This is a genomic window from Streptomyces cahuitamycinicus, assembly GCF_002891435.1.
GTDB lineage: Bacteria > Actinomycetota > Actinomycetes > Streptomycetales > Streptomycetaceae > Streptomyces > Streptomyces cahuitamycinicus.
This window is the reverse complement of sequence record NZ_POUC01000155.1, coordinates 1-17218: the sequence shown is the minus strand read 5'-3', so window position 1 is coordinate 17218 and position 17218 is coordinate 1. Positions and strand designations below refer to the sequence as shown.

Annotated in this window: 16 protein-coding genes and 2 pseudogenes; 13 read left to right on the top strand and 5 right to left on the bottom strand. The window is 70.4% G+C overall.

From position 1 onward, the window contains the following. Positions 1-308 precede the first annotated feature (308 nt). The 8 genes from C1J00_RS21300 (at position 309) to C1J00_RS21265 (ending at position 9287) form a co-directional block, all read left to right on the top strand. Positions 309-1352, top strand: coding sequence for a BMP family lipoprotein (locus tag C1J00_RS21300; protein ID WP_102910667.1), 1044 nt, complete (start codon positions 309-311; stop codon positions 1350-1352). A 272-nt stretch (positions 1353-1624) separates the two neighbouring features. Beyond that, the gene (locus tag C1J00_RS21295; protein WP_102910666.1) at positions 1625-2674 is read left to right on the top strand and encodes a BMP family lipoprotein; all 1050 of its coding nucleotides are present in this window, start codon (positions 1625-1627) and stop codon (positions 2672-2674) included. Positions 2675-2884: 210 nt separating this feature from the next. Beyond that, positions 2885-4456 carry an ABC transporter ATP-binding protein gene (locus tag C1J00_RS21290; protein ID WP_102910665.1) on the top strand — a complete coding sequence of 524 codons (1572 nt, stop codon included), beginning with the start codon at positions 2885-2887 and terminating at the stop codon, positions 4454-4456. Beyond that, entirely contained in the window at positions 4456-5574 is a 1119-nt protein-coding gene (locus C1J00_RS21285; RefSeq protein WP_102910664.1) for an ABC transporter permease, read from the top strand. Before C1J00_RS21290 ends, C1J00_RS21285 begins: the two co-directional genes overlap by 1 nt. After that, on the top strand, positions 5571-6836 hold the full coding sequence (locus C1J00_RS21280; RefSeq protein ID WP_102910663.1) for an ABC transporter permease: 1266 nt from the start codon (positions 5571-5573) through the stop codon (positions 6834-6836). Before C1J00_RS21285 ends, C1J00_RS21280 begins: the two co-directional genes overlap by 4 nt. Then, positions 6833-7237, top strand: a complete 405-nt coding sequence (locus C1J00_RS21275; protein ID WP_102910662.1) for a cytidine deaminase — start codon at positions 6833-6835, stop codon at positions 7235-7237. The genes C1J00_RS21280 and C1J00_RS21275 overlap by 4 nt, the downstream gene beginning before the upstream one ends. Positions 7238-7322: 85 nt before the next feature. Continuing rightward, positions 7323-8606 (top strand): thymidine phosphorylase, encoded by a 1284-nt coding sequence (locus C1J00_RS21270; protein ID WP_102910661.1) that lies wholly within the window; start codon positions 7323-7325, stop codon positions 8604-8606. A 96-nt stretch (positions 8607-8702) separates the two neighbouring features. Continuing rightward, positions 8703-9287 (top strand): Uma2 family endonuclease, encoded by a 585-nt coding sequence (locus C1J00_RS21265; protein WP_102910660.1) that lies wholly within the window; start codon positions 8703-8705, stop codon positions 9285-9287. Between the two features lies 1 nt (position 9288). Here C1J00_RS21265 and C1J00_RS21260 read toward each other — a convergent pair whose 3' ends face one another. Further along, a complete protein-coding gene (locus tag C1J00_RS21260) occupies positions 9289-10209 on the bottom strand; it encodes an AEC family transporter (RefSeq protein ID WP_102910659.1) in 921 nt (306 codons plus the stop codon). A 136-nt stretch (positions 10210-10345) separates the two neighbouring features. Between C1J00_RS21260 and C1J00_RS21255 the strand changes: the two genes are divergently transcribed. Further along, positions 10346-10732 (top strand): STAS domain-containing protein, encoded by a 387-nt coding sequence (locus C1J00_RS21255; protein WP_146046225.1) that lies wholly within the window; start codon positions 10346-10348, stop codon positions 10730-10732. On the opposite strand, the gene C1J00_RS21250 is transcribed toward C1J00_RS21255, so the two are convergent. The 3 genes and pseudogenes from C1J00_RS21250 to C1J00_RS21240 all read right to left on the bottom strand — a co-directional run bounded on the left by C1J00_RS21250 (position 10616) and on the right by C1J00_RS21240 (position 13322). Beyond that, positions 10616-11632 (bottom strand): sigma-70 family RNA polymerase sigma factor, encoded by a 1017-nt coding sequence (locus C1J00_RS21250; RefSeq protein WP_102910658.1) that lies wholly within the window; start codon positions 11630-11632, stop codon positions 10616-10618. The genes C1J00_RS21255 and C1J00_RS21250 overlap by 117 nt on opposite strands. A 177-nt stretch (positions 11633-11809) precedes the next feature. Then, positions 11810-11950, bottom strand: a pseudogene (locus tag C1J00_RS21245) (DNA polymerase III subunit beta); the annotation flags it as partial. Positions 11951-12047: 97 nt separating this feature from the next. After that, on the bottom strand, positions 12048-13322 hold the full coding sequence (locus C1J00_RS21240; RefSeq protein WP_102910657.1) for an MFS transporter: 1275 nt from the start codon (positions 13320-13322) through the stop codon (positions 12048-12050). A gap of 62 nt (positions 13323-13384) precedes the next feature. Between C1J00_RS21240 and C1J00_RS21235 the strand changes: the two genes are divergently transcribed. After that, the gene (locus C1J00_RS21235) at positions 13385-14347 is read left to right on the top strand and encodes a LysR family transcriptional regulator (RefSeq protein WP_102910656.1); all 963 of its coding nucleotides are present in this window, start codon (positions 13385-13387) and stop codon (positions 14345-14347) included. A 66-nt stretch (positions 14348-14413) separates the two neighbouring features. On the opposite strand, the gene C1J00_RS21230 is transcribed toward C1J00_RS21235, so the two are convergent. Beyond that, positions 14414-15172: an alpha/beta hydrolase family protein gene (locus C1J00_RS21230; RefSeq protein ID WP_102910655.1), complete on the bottom strand. Its 759-nt coding sequence runs from the start codon at positions 15170-15172 to the stop codon at positions 14414-14416. A 120-nt stretch (positions 15173-15292) separates the two neighbouring features. Between C1J00_RS21230 and C1J00_RS21225 the strand changes: the two genes are divergently transcribed. The 3 genes and pseudogenes from C1J00_RS21225 to C1J00_RS46905 form a co-directional block, all read left to right on the top strand. Continuing rightward, entirely contained in the window at positions 15293-16483 is a 1191-nt protein-coding gene (locus tag C1J00_RS21225; RefSeq protein ID WP_102910654.1) for an adenosine deaminase, read from the top strand. Between the two features lie 141 nt (positions 16484-16624). Then, positions 16625-16978, top strand: a complete 354-nt coding sequence (locus C1J00_RS21220; protein WP_102910653.1) for an ATP-binding protein — start codon at positions 16625-16627, stop codon at positions 16976-16978. Positions 16979-17056: 78 nt separating this feature from the next. After that, positions 17057-17218: pseudogene (locus tag C1J00_RS46905) on the top strand (VanZ family protein); the annotation flags it as partial.

The window sequence follows — 17218 nt, the reverse complement described above, 5'->3', positions numbered from 1 at the left end:
CCCTAGGGTTCGTCGGCAGCGTCAGATGGGTATAAGAGACAGCCCTCACCCGCCACCCCGGCGGAGCCCCCGGTTGCGAGCGGCGCAGCCTCACGGCAGCCTGGTGCCCGTGGCGAGGTAGACACGCGCCGTGTCCCCGAGTACACCTTTCGACCCCGTTCGATCCCGTGGTTCACAAGGGCGTAACCGGCCATCGGCACGAATGGATAACGGCCCCGCGGCGAACCGTTCCCAGGAGTGTCTACGCGCGTTAATGTGCGCCGAACCGAGCACCCACTGCGGGGCTTTGGAGAATGGGGAACTTCAAGATGCGTCGGATTTCCAAACTGACCCGCGTCGCGGTGGGGGTCGCGTCGCTCGGGCTCGTCGCCACGGCCTGCGGCGGCACCAGCAGCGACAGCGGTGACAGCGACAGCAGCGAGCGCGGCGTCGCGATCGCGTACGACGTCGGCGGCAAGGGCGACCAGTCCTTCAACGACGCCGCCTACGCCGGCCTGACCAAGGCAAAGGACGAGTTCGGCTACAAGACGGCCGACATCGAGCCCACCGAGGGCGAGACCGACGCGGACAAGGAGCAGCGTCTGGCCTCGCTGGCGAAGCAGGGCTACAACCCGGTCATCGGTGTCGGGTTCGCCTACGGCCCGGCCCTGAAGGCCGCGGCCGCCAAGTATCCGGACACCACCTTCGGCATCGTGGACTCCGTCGTCGAGGCCAAGAACGTCGCCTCCCTCGTCTTCGCCGAGGAGCAGGCCTCGTACCTCGCCGGTGTGGCCGCCGCCAAGGCCACGAAGTCGGACGTCGTCGGCTTCGTGGGCGGCGTGGACATCCCGCTGATCCACAAGTTCGAGGCCGGCTACAAGCAGGGTGTCGAGGACACCAAGCCCGGCGTGCAGGTCCTGTCGCAGTACCTCACCCAGACGGCCGAAGAGGGCGGCTTCGCCAGCCCCGACAAGGGCAAGGCCGCCGCCGAGGGCCAGATCGAGAAGAAGGCCGACGTGCTCTACGCGGCCGCCGGCCTGTCCGGACAGGGCGTGATCGAGGCCGCCGCCAAGGCGAAGGTCTGGGCGATCGGCGTCGACTCCGACCAGTACAAGCAGGCCCCTCTGGCCCCGTACAAGAACTACATCCTCACGTCCGCGCTCAAGGACGTCGGCGGAGCGGTCTACTCGCTGTCCAAGTCGGTCCAGGACGGCAAGCCGCTGAACGGCACGCAGACCTTCGACCTGAAGGTCAACGGCGTGGGCCTGTCGGAGTCGAACCCCGAGTTCGCCAAGGTCGCGGGCCTCAAGGAGGCCGTGGACAAGGCGAAGGAGGGCATCAACGACGGCTCCATCACGGTGAAGACCGAGTAGAACCGCCCCACAGGGCACCGGAGCGGGCGGACACCTCAGGGTGTCCGCCCGTTTCGTGCTTCCCGGGAGGTGCATCACCCAGCGCCACCCCCCGTTTGCGGTCGGCAACGCCCCGGCCAAGGCCCGGTGATGGCTTGGCCACGGCCGCATAACAAGGTGGACAGAAGGGGTTTTCAGGCAGGTCTACGCGCGTTAATCTGCGGCGAAGCCAGCGCTGAAGCTGAACCGTCCCGGCGCTGTGCGACCTCGTTGTACGACAGGAGCACCCACACATGCGCCGGATTTCCCGGATCACGGTCGCAGGCGCAGCGACCGCCTCCCTGGCCCTCGCGCTCTCCGCCTGCGGCGGCACCTCGACCTCCGCCGGGTCGTCGGACTCGAAGGGCGACAAGGGTCTCGCCATCGCCTACGACGTCGGCGGCAAGGGCGACCAGTCCTTCAACGACGCCGCGTACGCGGGCCTCGAACAGGCGAAGAAGGAGTTCGGGTACCAGACGGCCGACGTGGAGCCCACCGAGGGCGAGACGGACGCCGACAAGGAGCAGCGCCTGGCCTCCCTGGCCAAGCAGGGCTACAACCCGGTCATCGGCGTCGGCTACGCGTACGCCTCGGCCGTGAAGGGCGCCGCGCAGAAGTTCCCGAAGACCACGTTCGGCATCGTCGACGACGCCACGATCAACACCAAGAACGTGGCCGACCTGGTCTTCAACGAGGAGCAGGCCTCCTACCTGGCCGGTGTCGCCGCCGCCAGGACCAGCAAGACGAAGGTCGTCGGCTTCGTCGGCGGTGTGGACATCCCGCTGATCCACAAGTTCCAGGCGGGCTTCGCGCAGGGCGTGAAGGACACCGACCCGAAGGTCAAGGTGCTCTCCCAGTACCTCACCCAGACGGCGGAAGAGGGCGGTTTCGCCAGCCCCGACAAGGGCAAGACGGCAGCCGAGGGCCAGATCGAGAAGAAGGCCGACGTCGTCTACGCGGCCGCCGGCCTGTCCGGTCAGGGTGTCATCGAGGCCGCCGCCGCCAACAAGGTGTGGGCCATCGGCGTCGACTCCGACCAGTACGAGCAGGAAGCCCTCGCCAAGTACAAGGACTCCATCCTGACCTCGGCGATGAAGGATGTCGCCAAGGCGGTGTACAACCTGGCGAAGTCGGTCGAGGACGGCAAGCCCGAGACCGGTATCGTTCGTGGCGATCTGAAGACCGGCGAGGTGAGCCTGTCGAACTCCAACCCGAAGTTCGCGGACGACGCCGAGCTCCAGGCAGCCATCAAGACGGCCAAGGAGAAGATCATCAGCGGCGAGATCAAGGTCAAGAGCAGCTGACGAGCGACTGCCTCGAAGCAGGCGGTAACCCCCGGGGTTACGTCCGCTCGACGGGGTACGGGGAGCTGCTCCCCGTACCCCGTTGCCGCGGGGCGTCGGCCCCTTTGTATGCCGTAGGGGCGCTACGCGCGTAGACGGCCCCCGTCCCCAGGAGAGTGCGCCATCAACGCGTCCAGCAGCCCTCCGGCCGGAGCGGCGGTCAACGAATCGGTGACCGCCGTCGAGCTCGCCGGGATCACCAAGCGTTTCCCCGGTGTCGTGGCCAACCACGACATTCACCTCAAGGTCCGCAAGGGCACCGTGCACGCCCTCGTCGGCGAGAACGGCGCCGGCAAGTCGACGCTGATGAAGATCCTCTACGGCATGCAGAAGCCGGACGAGGGCACCATCGCCGTGGGCGGCGAGCAGGTCAGCTTCTCGTCGCCGGCCGACGCCATCGTCCGCGGCATCGGCATGGTCCACCAGCACTTCATGCTCGCCGACAACCTCACGGTCCTGGAGAACGTGGTCCTCGGCAGCGAGAAGCTCTACGGCATCGGCGCCAAGGCCCGCCGCAAGATCAAGGAACTCTCCGAGCGCTACGGCCTCGACGTCAAGCCCGACCTCCTCGTCGAGGAGCTCGGCGTCGCCGCCCGCCAGCGCGTGGAGATCCTCAAGGTCCTCTACCGCGGTGCCACCACCCTCATCCTCGACGAGCCGACCGCCGTGCTCGTGCCGCAGGAGGTCGAGGCCCTCTTCGTCAACCTGCGCGAACTGCGCGCCGAGGGCCTGTCCGTCATCTTCATCTCCCACAAGCTCGGCGAGGTGCTCTCCGTCGCCGACGAGATCACCGTCATCCGCCGCGGCACCACCGTCGGCACGGCCGTCCCCGCCGAGACGACGCCCCGTCAGCTCGCCGAGATGATGGTCGGCAGCGAGCTGCCCACGCCCGAGACGGCCGAGTCCACGGTCACCGACCGCCCGGTCATCAGCGTCGACAAGCTGCGCCTGGCGGCCCCCGGCGGCAAGGCTCTCCTCGACGACATCAGCTTCACCATCCACGCGGGCGAGGTCCTCGGCATCGCCGGCGTCGAGGGCAACGGCCAGACCGAGCTCGTCGACGCCCTCATCGGCCTGCGGCCCGCCGACACCGGCACCATCCGGCTCGCCGACGAGGAGATCACCGCCTGGCCCACCCGCCGCCGCCGCGAGCAGGGCATCGGCTACATCCCCGAGGACCGGCACCGCCACGGCCTCCTCCTGGAGGCGCCCCTCTGGGAGAACCGCATCCTCGGCCACGTCACCGAGAAGCCCCTCGCCAAGGGAGTCTGGCTGGACCCGAAGGCGGCCCAGGAGGACACCCGCCGGATCGTGACGGAGTACGACGTCCGCACCCCCGGCATCGACGTCACCGCAGCCTCCCTGTCCGGCGGCAACCAGCAGAAGCTGATCGTCGGCCGCGAGATGAGCCACAAGCCGCGCTTCCTCATCGCCGCCCACCCCACCCGGGGCGTGGACGTCGGTGCCCAGGCAGCCATCTGGGACCACATCCGCGAGGCGCGCCGCGAGGGCCTGGCCGTCCTGCTGATCTCCGCCGACCTGGACGAGCTCATCGGCCTGTCCGACACCCTGCGCGTGATCTACAACGGCAAGCTGGTCGCGGACGCCGACCCGGCCACCATCACCCCCGAGGAGCTCGGCTCGGCCATGACCGGTGCCGCCACCGGGCACCTCGAGCACGAAGAGACCCCCGAGATCTCGAAGGGCGACGCCCCCGAGTCTCCGGAAGACGAGGCCCGCTGATGAAGAAGTTCGACAGGGAGCGCGTGCTCCTCGCGGTGGCCGGACCGGTCATCGCGCTCGCCGTGGCCTTCGCCCTGACCTCGATCGTGCTGATCGCGTCGGGCCAGAACCCGGTCGAGCCGTACGCCCTGATGTTCGAGCAGCTCGGCTTCTCGGACATCCAGGTCCTGATCATCAACCAGGCGTCGATGTACTACATCGCGGCGCTCTCGGTGGCCATCGGCTTCCGGATGAACCTGTTCAACATCGGCGTCGACGGCCAGTACCAGCTCGGCGCGATGCTGGCCGCGATCGTCGGCGCCCACGTCGCTCTGCCGGCCGCCCTCCAGGTCCCGCTGCTGCTCCTGACCGCCGTCCTCACCGGCGCCTTCTGGGCCGGCATCGCCGGCGTCCTCAAGGTCACCCGCGGCGTCAGCGAGGTCGTCGCCACGATCATGCTCAACGCGATCGCCACCTCCGTGATCGCCTACCTGTGGCTGCCGGACGTCTTCGGTGTGAAGGTCGGCAACAACAACACCACCGGCGAGATGCACGAGTCCGGCTGGATCCCCGGCATCCCCATGGGCGCGGCCGGTGAGATCTACGGCCTGGTGCTGCTCGCCGTCCTGCTCGGCATCGGCTACTGGGTCGTCCTCAACCGCACCCGCTTCGGCTTCGACCTGCGCGCCTCCGGCGCCTCGCAGACCGCCGCCGCGGCCAGTGGCGTGGACCCGGGGCGCATGGTGCTCAGCGCCATGCTGATCTCCGGCGGCATCGCGGGCCTCGCCGGCCTGCCGATCCTGCTCGGCGACACCCACACCTACAGCCTGAACTTCCCCACCGGCATCGGCTTCCTCGGCATCGGCATCGCCCTGCTGGGCCGCAACAGCCCCGTCGGCATCGCCTTCGCCGCCCTGCTGTGGGCCTGGCTCGACAAGGCCTCGCCCGAGCTCGACTTCCACGGCTACGACAAGGAGATCGCGGTCATCATGCAGGGCCTGATCGTGCTTTCGGTCGTCGTCTCCTACGAGGCCGTCCGCGAATGGGGCCTGCGCCGCCAGCAGCGCCGCGTCGGTGCCGAACTCGCCGCCGGTCACGTCCTCGGCGCCCAGAACACTAAGGAGGTGGCTGGCCGATGACCACCGCGACCGACGTCAACCAGCCCTCGCTGCAGCCCGCGGCGCCGACCGGCCGCCGCCTGTCGTGGCCCGTCCTGCTGCTCATCATCGCCGGAGGCCTGGCGCTCACCTCGATCGTCCGCATCATCACGGGCGCCGACGGCATCACCAACGTCAGCCAGATGTCCACCGCGCTCCAGCTCGCCGTGCCGATCGGCCTCGCCGGTCTCGGCGGCCTGTGGGCCGAGCGCGCGGGCGTGGTCAACATCGGCCTCGAAGGCATGATGATCCTCGGCACCTGGTTCGGTGCCTGGGCCGGCTTCCAGTGGGGCCCGTGGACCGGTGTCCTGGTGGGCATCGCCGGCGGCGCGATCGGCGGTCTGCTGCACGCCTTCGTGACCGTCACCTTCAACGTCAACCACATCGTCTCCGGCGTGGCCATCAACATCCTCGCCCTCGGCGCCACCCGCTACCTCGCCCCCCTCGCCTTCGAGGGCCACACCGGCGGCTCCGCCAAGCAGTCCCCGGCGGTGGAATCCCTCGGCAACTTCACGGTGCCCGGACTGTCCGACGCCTTGAGAGACCTCAACGCCCACGGCTGGTTCCTGATCTCGGACATCGCCGGCCTGCTCGGCGGCCTGGTCACCAACGTGTCCTGGCTGACGCTGATCGCCGTCGCGCTGATCCCCGCCACCTGGTGGATCCTGTGGCGCACAGCGTTCGGCCTGCGCCTGCGCTCCTGCGGCGAGAACCCGGTGGCCGCCGAGTCCCTCGGCGTCAACGTCTACAAGTACAAGTACATCGCCGTCGTCGTCTCCGGCGGTCTGGCCGGCCTCGGCGGTGCCTTCCTGTCCATCGTGGCCAACCCCTTCTACCTGGAGGGCCAGGTCAGCGGACGCGGCTTCATCGGCCTCGCGGCGATGATCTTCGGCAACTGGATGCCGGGCGGCCTCGCCCTCGGCGCGGGCCTGTTCGGCTACACCGACAGCCTCAACCTGCGCGGCGGCTCCGCCAACGTCCACGCCCTGCTGCTGCTCGGCGCACTGCTGCTGATCATCGGCGCCATCTGGCTGGCCGTCCGCAAGAAGTACGTCCCGGCCGTGGCGACCCTGATCGCCGGCGCCCTGGTGTTCGCCTGGTACGCGAACACCGACGAGGTCCCCAACCAGGTCGTCTCCGCCACGCCGTACGTCATCACCCTGGTCGTCCTCGCCCTGTCCGCACAGCGGCTGCGGATGCCGAGGGCGAACGGCATGCCGTACCGGAAGGGGCAGGGCAAGTGACCGACGCCGGTTCCGCCGTCGACTGGGAGAAGCTGCGTGCGGTGGCCCGGGACGCCATGTCCCGGGCGTACGCCCCCTACTCCGGATACCCGGTCGGCGTGGCGGCCCTGGTCGACGACGGGCGGATCGTCTCCGGCTGCAACGTCGAGAACGCCTCGTACGGACTCGGCCTGTGCGCCGAGTGCGGTCTGGTGTCGGAGCTGCACAACACCGGCGGTGGCCGTCTGACGCACTTCACCTGCGTCGACCGCGACGGCGAGACACTCGTCCCGTGCGGCCGCTGCCGCCAGCTGCTCCACGAGTTCGGCGGCCCGGATCTCCTGCTGGAGACCCCGGCGGGGATCCTGCCGCTGTCCCGGATGCTGCCCCAGGCCTTCGGCCCGGAGCACCTCAGCAAGTAACCACCGTGCGGCCCCTCTGAGTTGGTCACGCGACCGGCTCAGAGGGGCCGTGCGGCTTCTGGAACCCTCGGAAGGAAGCCAAGCCATGGCCATGGACGTCATCTCCGTCATCCGCACCAAGCGGGACCGCGGTGAACTCAGCGACGCGCAGATCGACTGGGTCATCGACGCGTACACCCGCGGGGAGGTCGCCGACGAGCAGATGTCCGCACTCGCCATGGCGATCCTGCTGAACGGCATGAACCGCCGCGAGATCGCCCGCTGGACGGCCGCGATGATCGCCTCCGGCGAGCGCATGGACTTCTCGTCCCTGTCCCGCCCGACCGCCGACAAGCACTCCACGGGCGGCGTCGGCGACAAGATCACGCTGCCGCTGGCCCCCCTGGTCGCCGCCTGCGGCGCGGCCGTCCCGCAGCTGTCGGGCCGCGGTCTCGGCCACACCGGCGGCACCCTCGACAAGCTGGAGTCGATCCCCGGCTGGCGCGCCCTGCTGTCGAACGAGGAGATGCTGTCGGTGCTGGACGGCACCGGCGCGGTGATCTGCGCGGCGGGCGACGGACTGGCCCCCGCCGACAAGAAGCTGTACGCCCTCCGGGACGTCACCGGCACGGTCGAGGCCATCCCGCTGATCGCCTCCTCGATCATGTCCAAGAAGATCGCCGAGGGCACGGGCTCGCTGGTGCTGGACGTGAAGGTCGGCACCGGCGCCTTCATGAAGACCATCGAGGACGCTCGCGAACTGGCCTCCACGATGGTCGGCCTCGGCACGGACCACGGCGTGAAGACGGTCGCGCTCCTCACCGACATGTCGACCCCCCTCGGCCTGACCGCCGGAAACGCCCTGGAGGTCCGCGAGTCGGTGGAGGTCTTGGCCGGTGGCGGTCCCGCGGACGTGGTCGAGCTGACGATCGCCCTGGCCCGCGAGATGCTGGACGCGGCCGGAGTGAAGGACGCCGACCCGGCGAAGGCCCTGGCCGACGGCTCGGCGATGGACGTCTGGCGGCGCATGATCGCGGCCCAGGGAGGCGACCCGGACGCGACGCTTCCGGTGGCCCGCGAACAGCACGTGATCAAGGCCCCGGCCTCGGGCGTCCTGACGCGCCTCGACGCCTACGGCATCGGCGTCGCGGCCTGGCGTCTCGGCGCGGGCCGCGCCCGCAAGGAGGACCCGGTGCAGGCGGGCGCGGGCGTCGAGCTGCACGCCAAGCCGGGCGACGAGGTCACCGAGGGCCAGCCCCTCCTGACCCTCCACACGGACACCCCCGAGCGCTTCGAGTACGCCCTGGAGTCGATCGAGGGCTCCTACGACATCGCAGCCCCGGGAACCGACTCCACGCCGTCACCGGTGGTGCTGGAACGTATCGCCTGAGCTGGGGTTTTCTCGTTCGGGTGAACGGGACTGGTGGACCAGCACCAGTCCCGTTCGGCATGCTGGGATCGGTGACGCACCGATGGGAGAACCGCCATGAGCGCACTCACCGTGAGCCAGGACCCCGAGCAGAGCTGGGACGACCTCGTCCGGTTCTGGGAGGAGATGGATTGGCCTGAGGGCAGCAAGGTGGAGATCATCGAGGGGATCATCACCGTGTCACCTGCTCCCGCGTACCACCACAATGTGATCGCGGCCCGCATCCAGCGTCGCCTCTACTCCGTGATCCCCGAGGACTGGGAGATTTTTCAGACACTGGCGATCGCCGTGCCGTCACGTCTCGGCATGCTCATCCCGGATCTCGTGGTGGCTCCCGTACGGGAGGACGCTGACACGGACACCCACATCCCGGCCGCCCTCGCCGAACTCGTCGTCGAGGTCACGTCCAAGTCCAACGCTCGCCACGACCGAGTGAGCAAGCCGGCCGCCTACGCCACTGCCGGCATTCCGCTCTACCTCCTCGTGGACCGCTGGGCTGCCGACGGCCCCACCGTGACGCTCTACGGCGAGCCCAAGGGCGATGTCTACCGCCCCCTGGGCACCGCGAAGTTCGGCGAGCCGATCAAGCTGCCGGCTCCTTTCGACCTCGTCATCGACACCGGCGAGTTTCCTGAGGGCTGAGTCACCCCAGCACCGCCGCCACCACCACCAGCACCGGTACCGCCAGCACCGTCGACAGCAGGATCGCCTCTCTCGCCAGCACCTCGCCCACCCGGTAGCTGCTCGCGTACGTGAACAGGTTCTGGGCGGCCGGCAGTGCCGACGTCACCACCACGTCGAGCAGCAGGGCCCCGCGCAGGCCGAAGACGCCCGCCGCCAAGGCCCAGGCGACCAGGGGCTGGACCACGGACTTCAGGACCACGGCGAGCAGCACCGGGGCCCGTTCCGCGCCGCGCAGCGGGAGCGAGCTGCCCCGCAGGGAGATGCCGAAGGCCAGGAGCACCGCCGGCACCGACATGTTGCCGATCAGGGTCATGGGGTCCATCAGCGGGCCCGGCACCGTGAGACCCGACGCCGAGACCGCCACCCCGGCCAGGGAACCCAGTGCTATCGGATTGCGCAACGGCGTCAGCAGCCGCTGCCACAGGGGCCGCTTCTCCCCGCCGCTCGCCAGGTCCAGCACCGTCAGCGCCACCGGTGTGACACCCACCAGCTGGAACAGCAGCACCGGCGCCACCAGCGACGCGTCGCCCAGCACGTACACGGCGATAGGGATGCCCAGGTTCCCGGAGTTGACGTAGCTGGAGCACAGCGCGCCGATCGTCGTCCGGCCCACGCCCCAGCCACGCGCCGCACCCACCGCCACGAAGACTCCCGCCACCGCTGCCGTGCTCACCGCCGTGACCAGCAGCCGGTCGGAGAAGATCACGGACAGGTCGGCCTGCGCGAGGGTCGTGAAGAGCAGCGCCGGGGACGCCACGTGGAAGGCGAGCCTCGTCAGGACCTCACGGCCGCCGCCTCCCAGATACCCCCGTCGGCCGATCAGATAGCCGACGCCGATGACGACGGCGATGACCGCGAACCCGCTCAGCACCCCCTGCACGGCGCCTCCCCACCGGCTACGAGGGCATCGGGCAGCGCGGCAGGGCCGGATCGTTGGGGCATACAGCCAACCCTCCGGGGAAGGCGCTGCCCAGGTCAATGTGATCCTTACGGCGCCGACAGGACGGACAGCCGCGATGAGTTACAGCCGCCCGCCCGGTCTACCGATCGTGGATGCCATGACACCGCCCGTGCTCGTACTGCCCGGCCCCGTCACCCGGGACGAGGTGAGAGGGCTCAGCGACGATGTCCGGGCACTGCTGCACGGCAGCGGTGCCCGGGTCGTGGTGTGCGACGTCGCGGGTCTGGGGCCGCCGGGCCTCGCCGCCGTCGACATCCTGGCAAGGCTCCAGCTGGCCGCCCGCCGCGCCGGGGGCCGGATCCGGCTGCGGGACCCCGACCCGGCCCTAAGCGCCCTGCTCGCCCTGGTCGGTCTCCGCTTCGAGGTGGAGGGGGAAGTCGAAGAGCGGGAACCAGCGCTGGGTGTCGAGGAAGCAGTGGAACCCGGTGATCCGGCCGTCTGAGATCTCCAGCACCTGGACCGCCCACGGCGTGAAGCCGCCCTTCTCGGGGTCCGGCTTGTACTGGGCGAACCCCGGCAGGCCGTTGACCTGGGCGGGCACCAGCCGGGAGCCCGCGCAGGGCGCGCCGAGGGTGGTCATGAAGCCGGTGATGTCGCTCGTGCCGGTCAGCCACAGGTCGAACGGCGGCATCGTCATGACCGCGTCCTCGTGCAGCAGAGCCGTCAGCGCCGTCATGTCGTAGCCCTCGAAGGCCGCCACATAGCGGTCCAGCAGCTTCTGCTGGTCCTCGTTCAGCGGGTCGGAGACGGCCGCCTCGGCGCCCGGCTCCTGCCGCTCGGCGAGGGTGGCGCGGGCCCGCTGGAGGGCGCTGTTCACCGACGCCACCGAGGTGTCCAGCAGCTCGGCGACCTCGCTGGCCTTCCAGGCCAGGACCTCGCGCAGGATCAGCACGGCCCGCTGCTTGGCCGGGAGCTGCTGCAGGGCGGCCATGAACGCGAGCCGCACGGACTCCTTGGCGATGGCCGCCTCCGCGGGGTCACCGGTGGAGGGCAGCACACGGGCGTCCGGCATGGGCTCCAGCCAGGTGTTGTCCGGTCGGGGGGAGAGGGCGGCCTGGGCGAGCGGGGTGGACTCGGTCAGGTCCATGGGCCGGGCGCGCTTGTTGCCCGCGGTCAGCATGTCCAGGCAGACGTTGGTCGCGATGCGGTAGAGCCAGGAGCGCAGGCTGGAGCGGCCCTCGAACTTGTCGTAGCTGCGCCAGGCGCGGACCATCGTGTCCTGCACCGCGTCCTCCGCCTCGAAGGAGGAGCCGAGCATCCGGTAGCAGTACCCCGTCAGCTCGGTTCGGTGTGCCTCCAGCCTGATGTCCAGGTCCGTCGGTGTCGCCGTGCCGTTCGCCATCTCCACCCACCCCTGTGGACTTTCTGTTCACGCGCCTTCACGCCCCAGCACTCCGGAAGCTACCGCAGCCCACTGACAACGGCCCCCGGGCGCGCAAAGCCGCAGGTGGAAGCAGATGATCCAGACCGGCCACGACAGGTGTACGGGCCTTCACGCGAGCTCCTTGACGGACATGAGCAGATGCCCCACGGCCAGCCGCCCCGCGTCCGTCTCCAGCAGCAGCCCGCCCAGTACCGGCACCGGTGTCCGCCCGGGCAGCGCCCGAGCCGCCCGGCCCACGGCGTCGGCGAGCTCCGTACGGTCGACCCGGAACTCCATGAGACATCCCCCCTGCTCGAATCCGGTGATCAGTCGGCGCGGACGTTATCCGCACCCTCTGACAACCGGCCCCGACCAGGGGGGATGCCGTCAGGCCTCAGGCGGCCGTGGCCAGTTCACGGCGTTGCATCCGGGCCGCCCGGGTGCCGAAGACCGTGATCGTCACGACGCCCAGGACCGCCAGGAGCCCGACCCCGACGGTCCCGGCCCAGCCGCCCGCGTGGAAGGCGATCGCGCCGACCGTGCTGCCCGCGCTGGAACCGACGTAGTACGCGGACTGGTACAGCGCCGAGGCCTGGGCGCGGCCGTGCGTGGCCGTCTTGCTGACCGCGGAGGAGGCGACCGCGTGGCCCGCGAAGAAGCCCGCCGTGATGAGGACCAGGCCCGCCAGGACCAGGGGGAGCGAGCCCGCCAGGGACAGCAGCAGGCCCGCCGTCGTCGTACCGCCCGCCGCGTACAGCGCGCCCCGGCGGCCCAGCCGCCCGACCAGCCGGCCCGCCGTCGACGCCGACACCGTGCCGACCAGGTACACCAGGAAGATCGAGCCGATGATGCCCTGCGGCAGCGAGAAGGGGGCCTCGGTCAGCCGGTAGCCGATGACCGTGTACACACCGCCGAAGACCGTCATGAACAGCGCGCCGATCGCGTACAGCCGGCACAGCAACGGGTCGGCCAGGTGGGCGCGGACCGTCCTGGCCAGGACGCGCGGCCGCAGCGAGCCGGCCCTGAAGTGCTTCGGGGCGGGGAGCAGCAGCCGGAAGGCCACCGCACACGCCACCGCGATCACACCGATGACACCGACGGCGATCCGCCAGCCCCACTCCTGCGCGACCCAGCCGGTGATGACCCGGCCGCTCATCCCGCCGACGCTGTTGCCCGCGACGAACAGACCGATCGCCGTGACCAGCGCCTTCGGGCTGACCTCCTCCGCGAGGTACGCGGTCGCGGACGCCGGCAGCCCGGCCAGGGCGGCGCCCTGCAGCGCCCGCAGCGCGATCAGCACACCGAGGGAGGGGGCGAGCGGCACCAGCAGCCCGAGCGTGACGGCCACGGCCAGCGACGCGGTCATGACCGCTCGGCGTCCGAAGCGCTCCGACAGGGCGCTCATCGGCAGCACGAACAGCGCCAGTCCGCCGGTCGCGGCGGCCACCGTCCAGCTCGCGTCGCTCGCCGCCACCCCGAACTCGCCGGAGATCAGCGGGAGCAGCGCCTGGGTGGAGTACAGCAGTGCGAAGGTCGCGACACCCGCGAGGAAGAGGGCGAAGCTCATCCGGCGGTAGCCGGGGCCGCCCGGGGAGACACGTGAATCGGCGGTGGGAACAGAGGCAGCGGCGCCCACGATCGTGGACGCCCCGGTACTGGCGGGAGACATGCCTCGAACGTACGGACGCCGCACTCATCCGTCCAATGCATGGAACGTTCATAATCGTTCCCATGGTGCATCAACCGAGCTCACAGGCCCGCCTGTCACCGAGCAGTGACACAGCAGACATGGCGGAGATGTCGAAGGTGCTGGCCCCGCGCCTCGCCTACTTCGCGGGCGTCGCCCGCACCGAGCACGTCACCCGCGCCGCCCAGGAGATGAACGTCCCCCAGTCGACCCTGTCCCGGTCCATGGCCCGACTGGAGCAGGACCTGGGCGTCGACCTGTTCGCCCGGCGCGGCCGCACGGTCTCCCTCACCCCGGCCGGCCGCACCTTCCTCACCTCCGTCGAACGTGCCCTGGCCGAGGTCGAGCGCGCCGCCGAAGAGGTGCGCGCCGACGCCGACCCGACCACCGGCAAGGTCGCCTTCGGCTTCCTGCACACCATGGGCGCCGAGACCGTCCCGGGGCTGTTGCACGCCTTCCGCGCCGACCATCCGCGCGTCCGTTTCAGCCTCGTCCAGAACTACGGCGAGGCCATGCTGGAACGCCTGCGCGCCGGCGAGCTCGACCTGTGCCTGACGTCCCCGGTGCCGGAGGCCCCCGACCTGGTGGCCCGCCGCCTGGACGAGCAGAAGCTGCGCCTGGTCGTCCCCGCCGACCACGCCCTCGCCGGCCGCCGTCGCATCCGCCTCGCCGAGGCGTCCGACGAAACCTTCGTCACCCTGGAACCCGGCTACGGCCTGCGCCGCATCACCGACGACCTCTGCAAGGAAGCGGGCTTCAAGCCCCGCATCGCCTTCGAGGGCGAGGAGGCGGAAACGCTGAGGGGCCTGGTGGCGGCGGGCTTGGGAGTGGCCCTCCTGCCTCCACCGGCGTTTCCGCGCCCCGGCGTGGTGGAGTTGACGGTCACGGCGCCCCGGGCGGCCCGCGAGATCGGGGTGGCCTGGCTGGAGGGCCACCCGGACACGCCTCCCGTGGCGGCTTTCAAGAGGTTCCTGCTCTCCAGGAGGGGCAGCTTGTTGCCCACCTAGGGGCGCGGGGAACTGGGCAAGCCACGAACGACCCGTACCGGCGAACCGGCGAGTACCCCCGCGGCGCTAACGCCTCGAAGGACTGAACCCCGAAGCCAACGGCATCCGCAACCCCAGCGGCGGCGGCGCGGCGAACGCGTCCCGCACGGGCCGCGACACCACCCGCCCGAACAACGCCCCCATGACGAAGTCCTCAGCCAGCGCCAGGACTTCGTCCCGGTACTGGTGCAACCCGTGCCCGTCCGCGTGCACTTCGAACCGGCACACGTCCCGGTTCGCCTTCTTCGCCCGAGCCGCCAGCCGGAACGACAGCTCGGGATCCGTCCGCCCGTCGTGCGTGCCGTGCACGATCAGCACCTGGCGCCCGACCAACTGCTTCACCGGTTCGGGTGGCGCCGCGCCGTCCTCCTCCGGCAGCCAGGGGGCGAGCGCCAGCACGGAGTTGACGGCGTCATGGCCACCCGCCCGCAACCCGGCCCGGCCGCCCATCCCGAGACCGGTGAGGCAGACCGGGACGTCCCCGTAGCGCCGTACGATCTCGTCGGCGGCCCAGGTGGCGTCCTGCGCGAGATGGGCCTCGCCGCCGTTCCACCCGCGGTAGCGGTAGTGCACCACGTGCACGGCGAGGCCCTCGGCCCGGCCCGCGCGGGCCAGTCGGCGCCCGACGGCGCGCATGGAGGCGGTCGCCAGCATGGGCGACGGTCTGCGGCCGGAGACCTCGTCACCGCCGGGGAGCAGGAGCACCGCGCCGCTCACCGCCGTCGGCTGCGGACCCAGTGCCCTGCCCAGCCGGGCCCTGCGAACCGGCGTCGCTTGGTGTGCCATGACAGAACAGTGTCAGAAGCGCGGGTGTACTCGACCCGTCCTCGGGGTCACCGTTGCGTATCGACGAAAAGGCAGAGCAACCAGGGCACCCTCTACGCGCGTAGGAGTTAGAGTGCGGAAATGACGAGCCAGACCACCGCGAACACCCCGACACCGGACCAGATCCGCCGGGCTCCCAAGGTTCTGCTGCACGACCACCTCGACGGCGGTCTGCGCCCCGGCACGATCGTCGAACTCGCCCGCGAGAACGTCCCCCACAGCCCTGAAGGCGTGGGAGGTGCCCCTATCACCCAGCTCCCCGACACCGACCCCGAGAAGCTCGGCGTGTGGTTCCGCGAGGCCGCCGACTCCGGCTCCCTGGAGCGCTACCTGGAGACGTTCTCCCACACCGTCGGCGTCATGCAGACCCGCGACGCCCTGGTCCGGGTCGCCGCCGAGTGCGCCGAGGACCTGGCCGGGGACGGCGTCGTCTACGCCGAGGTGCGCTACGCCCCTGAGCAGCACCTGGGGGGCGGCCTCAGCCTCGAAGAGGTCGTCGAGGCCGTCAACGAGGGCTTCCGGGAAGGGGAGCGGCGCGCCCGCGAGAACGGATCGCGCATCCGCGTCGGCGCGCTGCTCACCGCCATGCGGCACGCGGCCCGCGCCCTGGAGATCGCCGAACTCGCCAACCGCTACCGCGACCTGGGAGTGGTGGGCTTCGACATCGCGGGCGCAGAGGCCGGCTACCCGCCCACCCGGCACCTCGACGCCTTCGAGTACCTGAAGCGCGAGAACAACCACTTCACCATCCACGCGGGCGAAGCCTTCGGGCTCCCCTCCATCTGGCAGGCCCTGCAGTGGTGCGGCGCCGACCGGCTCGGGCACGGCGTGCGGATCATCGACGACATCCAGGTCCATGAGGACGGCCGGGTCGAACTCGGGCGGCTCGCCTCCTACGTCCGCGACAAGCGCATCCCGCTGGAGCTGTGCCCGAGCTCCAACCTCCAGACCGGGGCAGCGGCCTCGTACGCCGAGCATCCCATCGGGCTGCTGCGCCGGCTGCACTTCCGCGCCACGGTCAACACGGACAACCGCCTGATGTCCCACACCAGCATGAGCCGGGAATTCGAGCACCTCGTCGAGGCATTCGGATACACGCTCGACGACATGCAGTGGTTCTCCGTCAATGCGATGAAATCAGCGTTCATTCCTTTCGATGAACGACTGGCCATGATCAATGACGTTGTCAAGCCCGGATATGCAGAGCTGAAATCCGAATGGTTGTTCCGTCAGGCCGCTCCCACCAGCAGTTCTGCCGATTCCCAGGGCTGATCCGGGGGTATTCGGCGCACTGTGGATGCGTACGGCGTTCGCAATCCGTACGCATCTCGATGTTTGCGGCGGATGGTGCCGGGTGTTTACGGTCGCTGTACCGCTCACCCACCCCGTCATCCCGTTACGAGGACGCATTTCATGAAGCAGTCTGCTGCCAAGTCCCTAGGTGTCGCCGCTCTCGGTGCCGCCTTCGCCGCCGCCGGTGCGGGCGCCGCCACCGCCGCCCCGGCCCTCCCGGACACCGCCCAGACGCTGGAGACCGTCACCACCGCGCTCCCCGCGGAGCAGCTCTCCCAGACGCTGCCGGGCTCGGGTCAGGCGCTGGGCCAGGGACAGACGGCGGCCGGTGCCGGTCCGGCCGCCGAGCAGCCGGTCGCCGAGCAGCTGCTCGCCCAGGGTCCGACGGACCCGGCCGCCAAGCTGCTGGGCGGGCTCCCGGTGCAGGGTCTGCCCACGCACGGCCTGCCGGTGAACGGCGTGCCGGTCGGCTGATCCTCCCGCCGAGGCGGACCCACACGCCGATGGGGCGCACCTGCACGGGGTGCGCCCCATCGGCGTTCTCGCGTCAGGGTGTCACCAGGCCGTCTGGGTCTTGCCGGGCACCTTGTCCTCCTCGTCGCCCACCTCGCGTTCGTCGCCTGGCTCACGCTGCGGCCGCTGGACGTGCCCTGGGTGATGCCCGCCAATCTGCGTCCGTTCGCCGGTATCCGGGGCGATCTCGCCCTGGGCTGG

Bases quoted from the DNA above. Each gene is read 5' to 3' on its own strand.
- C1J00_RS21300 (WP_102910667.1), top strand. From the start codon at position 309: ATGCGTCGGATTTCCAAACTGACCCGCGTCGCGGTGGGGGTCGCGTCG.
- C1J00_RS21295 (WP_102910666.1), top strand. From the start codon at position 1,625: ATGCGCCGGATTTCCCGGATCACGGTCGCAGGCGCAGCGACCGCCTCC.
- C1J00_RS21285 (WP_102910664.1), top strand. From the start codon at position 4,456: ATGAAGAAGTTCGACAGGGAGCGCGTGCTCCTCGCGGTGGCCGGACCG.
- C1J00_RS21280 (WP_102910663.1), top strand. From the start codon at position 5,571: ATGACCACCGCGACCGACGTCAACCAGCCCTCGCTGCAGCCCGCGGCG.
- C1J00_RS21270 (WP_102910661.1), top strand. From the start codon at position 7,323: ATGGCCATGGACGTCATCTCCGTCATCCGCACCAAGCGGGACCGCGGT.
- C1J00_RS21265 (WP_102910660.1), top strand. From the start codon at position 8,703: ATGAGCGCACTCACCGTGAGCCAGGACCCCGAGCAGAGCTGGGACGAC.
- C1J00_RS21255 (WP_146046225.1), top strand. From the start codon at position 10,346: ATGAGTTACAGCCGCCCGCCCGGTCTACCGATCGTGGATGCCATGACA.
- C1J00_RS21250 (WP_102910658.1), bottom strand. From the start codon at position 11,632: ATGGCGAACGGCACGGCGACACCGACGGACCTGGACATCAGGCTGGAG.
- C1J00_RS21240 (WP_102910657.1), bottom strand. From the start codon at position 13,322: ATGTCTCCCGCCAGTACCGGGGCGTCCACGATCGTGGGCGCCGCTGCC.
- C1J00_RS21235 (WP_102910656.1), top strand. From the start codon at position 13,385: ATGGTGCATCAACCGAGCTCACAGGCCCGCCTGTCACCGAGCAGTGAC.
- C1J00_RS21230 (WP_102910655.1), bottom strand. From the start codon at position 15,172: ATGGCACACCAAGCGACGCCGGTTCGCAGGGCCCGGCTGGGCAGGGCA.
- C1J00_RS21225 (WP_102910654.1), top strand. From the start codon at position 15,293: ATGACGAGCCAGACCACCGCGAACACCCCGACACCGGACCAGATCCGC.
- C1J00_RS21220 (WP_102910653.1), top strand. From the start codon at position 16,625: ATGAAGCAGTCTGCTGCCAAGTCCCTAGGTGTCGCCGCTCTCGGTGCC.